Below are 3,801 nucleotides of genomic sequence, written 5' to 3' on the forward strand. Positions count from 1 at the left end.
CGGTGGCGTTCGCGCTGGTCGGCAACGACACCCCGGTCGCGAAGAACGACGCCAGGCCGCCCGCCTCGGCGCCGGTGGTGCCGAGCGCCCCGCCGCCGGTGCCGAGCCCGGCGCCGCCGACGAAGGAGCCCGCGCCGCCGGCGCCCGTCCCGTCGTCGCCCTCCCCCAAGCCCACTCCGAAGCCGAAGCCGACGCCGACGCCTACGCCGAAGCCGACGCCGTCCCGGACGCCGGAGCCCGTCCCGAGCCCGGTGCCGACGCGCACCCCCGCGCCCGCTCCCACGCCGACGCCGACGCCTCCCCCGGCGCCCGCCCCGGCCGTCTACCAGTGGAACGAGCTGTCCTACGACCTGGGCGGGGACGGCAGCGAGCCCGAGATGCGGCTCGGGGAGAGCGGTCTGGTGTGGCAGCGGCAGGGGGTGTCGATCGGGGGCCGGGAGTACGGTCACGGTGTGACGGTGCGCGGCCGGTCGTCCGTCACGATCGACCTCAACCGCTCCTGCGCCGCCTACGACGCCCTCGTCGGGGTCGACGACCTCGCGCTGGGCGTCGGCCGGGTCTCCTTCTCCGTCTACGCCGACGGCGTGCGGCTGTGGCACTCCGCCGAGGTGCGGGCCGGTGACCCCGCGGTGCCGGTGCGGGTGAGCCTCGCCGGGCGGACGACGGTACGGCTGGTCGTCGAGCCCGCCGCGCCCTTCTCCGGCCTGACGCCCGCGGACTGGGCCCAGTCGAGGTTCACCTGTTCCTAGGCCCTGACGCCTCGCCCGGCCCGAACTCCGTGCGCAGCGGGGCGAGTTCGGCGAGCAGGGCGTCCTGGCCGAGGGCCGCGCCCGCGCCGTGCTCGGCCAGGAGGCGGGCCTCCCCCAGGGCGGCCCGGATCGCGGCCTCGGCGCGCTCGGCCTCGGCACCCTCGGGGAGCGGTCTCGGGGTGCCGCGCCGACGGCGGTCGGCCGCGCCGAGCAGCCGCGCGGCCCGCTCGAAGTCCCGTCCCAGCGCGACCAGTTGGACGACGACGGCGTCCACGACCGATGCCGTGACCACGTCGGCGCAGCGCCGGGCGACCGACTCGCCGACCGTGTCCGCCAGGAGCGGCAGCCCGCTCGCCGGGCCGGACTCGGCGACCGTCACCAACGCCTCCACCAGCCGCAGCATCACCGTGAACTGCGGCGGCGGGGTGCCCTTCCCGATCGCCTCCCCGGCCGCCGTGACCATGGCCCGCGCCCGGTGCACGTCCCCGTCGTCCAGGGCGAGCCGGGCCCGGGTCAGCAGGACGAACGCGCGGGAGTCCGCGACCAGGTACGCGTCGGCGGCGGCGGCCGCCTCGTCCAGCAGGCGCAGGGTCTTCGGCCGGTCGCCCGCGCGGTAGGCGATCTCCGCGAGCCGCGCCAGCAGGTACGGCGTCTCCGCGAACGCGCCCACCTCGTAGGCCAGGCGCAGCGCCTCCTCGTACTCCCGTCCGGCCTGCGCCGTCGCGCCGCGGACCATCGCCGCCTCGCCCGCCGCGCCGCAGACCTGGGCGCGCATCCAGCGGTCGCCGACCCGGGCGCTGAGCAGCCGCAGCTCCGCGAGGTCGGCGTCGACGCCGGTCAGGGCGCCCGGCGAGTCCACGGCCAGGTGGGTGCGGAACATCAGGATCACGCCGACCGCCCAGTCGTCGCCGTGGCGGCGGCAGTTGGCGACGGTCGCGTCCAGGGAGAGCAGGGCGTCCCGCGGGCTGCCCAGGACGAAGGCCGTCAGGGGCCACAGGAGGCCGGGCATGCGGGCCGACCGGGGGCCGCCGCCGCGGAAGTGGTCGCGGACCCGGACGACGTAGGAGCGCAGCCGTTCGTCGTCGTACAGGCCCTCCAGCGGTTCGGTCTCCGAGCGCAGGAAGAGGTGCAGCATCCGCAGGTCCATGCGGAGGAGGTGGCGGGGGTGGCCGGACTCGCCGTCGGGGGCGCCGAGGAAGGCGTCCACGGGGTCGGGCGGGGCGGCGGGCGGGGCGGCGCCCGCGTCGAGGGACGCGCCGAGGGCGAGCACGCGGGAGGTCCAGGAGATGCCCTCCAGACGGTAGTTGCGCAGCCACCAGAACCAGCCCATGCCCAGGGCCAGCGCGCCCGCCTCCTCCTCGGCGCCCGCCGCGAGGGAGCGGGTCAGGGCCGCCCTGATGTTGTCCAGCTCCGTCTCCAGGCGGGCGATCCAGGGGAGTTGGTCCGCCGAGCGCAGCCGGGGTTCGGCCCGCGCCACCAGGGAGCGCGCCCAGGCCAGGTGCCGTCGCTCGGCCGCGCTCCGCAGGGCCGGGGTCTCGGCGGCGCGTTCGACCGCGTACTCGTGGATGGTCTCCAGGAGGCGGTAGCGCATGCCGTCGGCTCCGGGGGCGTCTGCGGCACCGACATCACCGGCGTCACCGGCGTCGCGGCTGTCCCTGCCGTCCCGGCCGTCCCGCTCGTCCCGGCTGTCCCGGACGGGCCCGCCGTGTCCGCCGTCGCCGTCCCCGCCGTTCCGGCTCCCGCCGTCCCCGCCGTCGCCGTTCCGGTTCCCGCCGTCTCCGTCTCCGTCCCCGTCCTCGTCCCCACCGTTCCTTCCGGTCCGGTCGGGTGCGGGGTGCGGGGCGGCGACCACCAGGGACTTGTCCACGAGGGCGCCGATCAGTTCGGGCGCGGGGCCGGTGCACACGGCCTCGGCCGCCGACAGGTCCCAGCCGCCCGCGAAGACGGACACCTCCCGCAGGACAGTCCGCTCACGTTCGTCGAGGAGGTCCCAGGACCAGTCGACGACGGCGCGCAGGGTCTGCTGGCGCGGCAGGGCGGTGCGGCTGCCGGAGGTGAGGAGGCGGAAGCGGTCGTCGAGGCGGTCGGCGATCTGGCGGGGGGTGAGCATCCGCAGCCGGGCCGCGGCCAGTTCGATGGCGAGCGGCAGGCCGTCGAGGCGGCGGCAGATCTCCGCCACCGCCTCCCGGTCGCGGAAGACGGCCGTCGCGACATCGGGGCGTGCGGTGGTGGCGCGCTCGGTGAAGAGGCGGTGCGCCTGGTCCGGGACGAGGGGCTCGACCGGGCGCACCGCCTCCCCGGGGACGCCGAGGGGTTCGCGGCTGGTGGCGAGGATCGTCAGGCGCGGGCAGCGGGTGAGGAGTTCCTCGGCGAGGGTGGCCGCCGCCTCGATGACGTGCTCGCAGTTGTCGAGGATCAGGAGCTGGGCGCGCGGGGCGCAGTGCTCGACGAGCAGGGTGAGCGGGTCGTCCTGCGGGGCGGCCTGCTCGGTGGTCTTCAGGACCGTCTCGCGCAGACCGAGCGCGGTGACGACCGCGTCGGGCACGGCCTCGGGGTGGTCGAGCGGGGCCAGCTCGACCAGCCATGCCTGCGGGAGACCGGCGGCGGCCTCCTCGGCGAGACGGGTCTTCCCCGAACCGCCCGGTCCGGTGAGGGTGATCAGCCGGACCCTGTGCAGTTCCGAACGGATGGCGGCGATCTCCGGTTCCCGGCCCACGAACGAGTCGAGTCGCGGACGGAGGTTGCCGGTCGGCGCCGGACGGGGCGCGGGCCGGGGCCGCGCGGAGGGCCCGGGGTGGGCGGGGCCGGGCCGCGGGTCGGCGCCCTGGGGTGCCAGGAGGTCGCGGTGGAGGGCGGTGAGTTCCGGGCCCGGGACCGTGCCCAGGTCCTCGGAGAGCGTGCGGCGGGTCCGCTCGTACGCCGCCAGCGCCTCGGCCGGACGGCCGCTGTCGCGCAGGGCCCGGATCAGGAGGGCGTGCAGCGGTTCGTCGTAGGGGTGGGCCCCGGTCAGCTCCCGCAGCCGGGGCAGGGCGTCGGCGGCCCGGCCGAGCCG

The 3,801-nt window shown here is 77.2% G+C and carries 2 protein-coding genes and 1 pseudogene; 1 reads left to right on the forward strand and 2 read right to left on the reverse strand.

Annotated features, from left to right (window positions below):
- Positions 1–265 (reverse strand): annotated as a pseudogene (locus GA0115242_RS42595) (hypothetical protein); the annotation flags it as partial.
- On the opposite strand from GA0115242_RS42595, the gene GA0115242_RS29490 reads away from it, so the two are divergent.
- Positions 252–749 carry an NPCBM/NEW2 domain-containing protein gene (locus GA0115242_RS29490; protein ID WP_346014010.1) on the forward strand — a complete coding sequence of 166 codons (498 nt, stop codon included), beginning with the start codon at positions 252–254 and terminating at the stop codon, positions 747–749. The pseudogene GA0115242_RS42595 and the gene GA0115242_RS29490 overlap by 14 nt on opposite strands.
- On the opposite strand, the gene GA0115242_RS41980 is transcribed toward GA0115242_RS29490, so the two are convergent.
- On the reverse strand, positions 736–3,801 hold a 3,066-nt coding region (locus GA0115242_RS41980; RefSeq protein ID WP_237549378.1), incomplete at its 5' end, for an ATP-binding protein. The two genes, GA0115242_RS29490 and GA0115242_RS41980, sit on opposite strands and share 14 nt — an antisense overlap.

The sequence above is a fragment of the Streptomyces sp. SolWspMP-5a-2 genome, from assembly GCF_900091845.1.
GTDB classification, from domain to species: domain Bacteria; phylum Actinomycetota; class Actinomycetes; order Streptomycetales; family Streptomycetaceae; genus Streptomyces; species Streptomyces doudnae.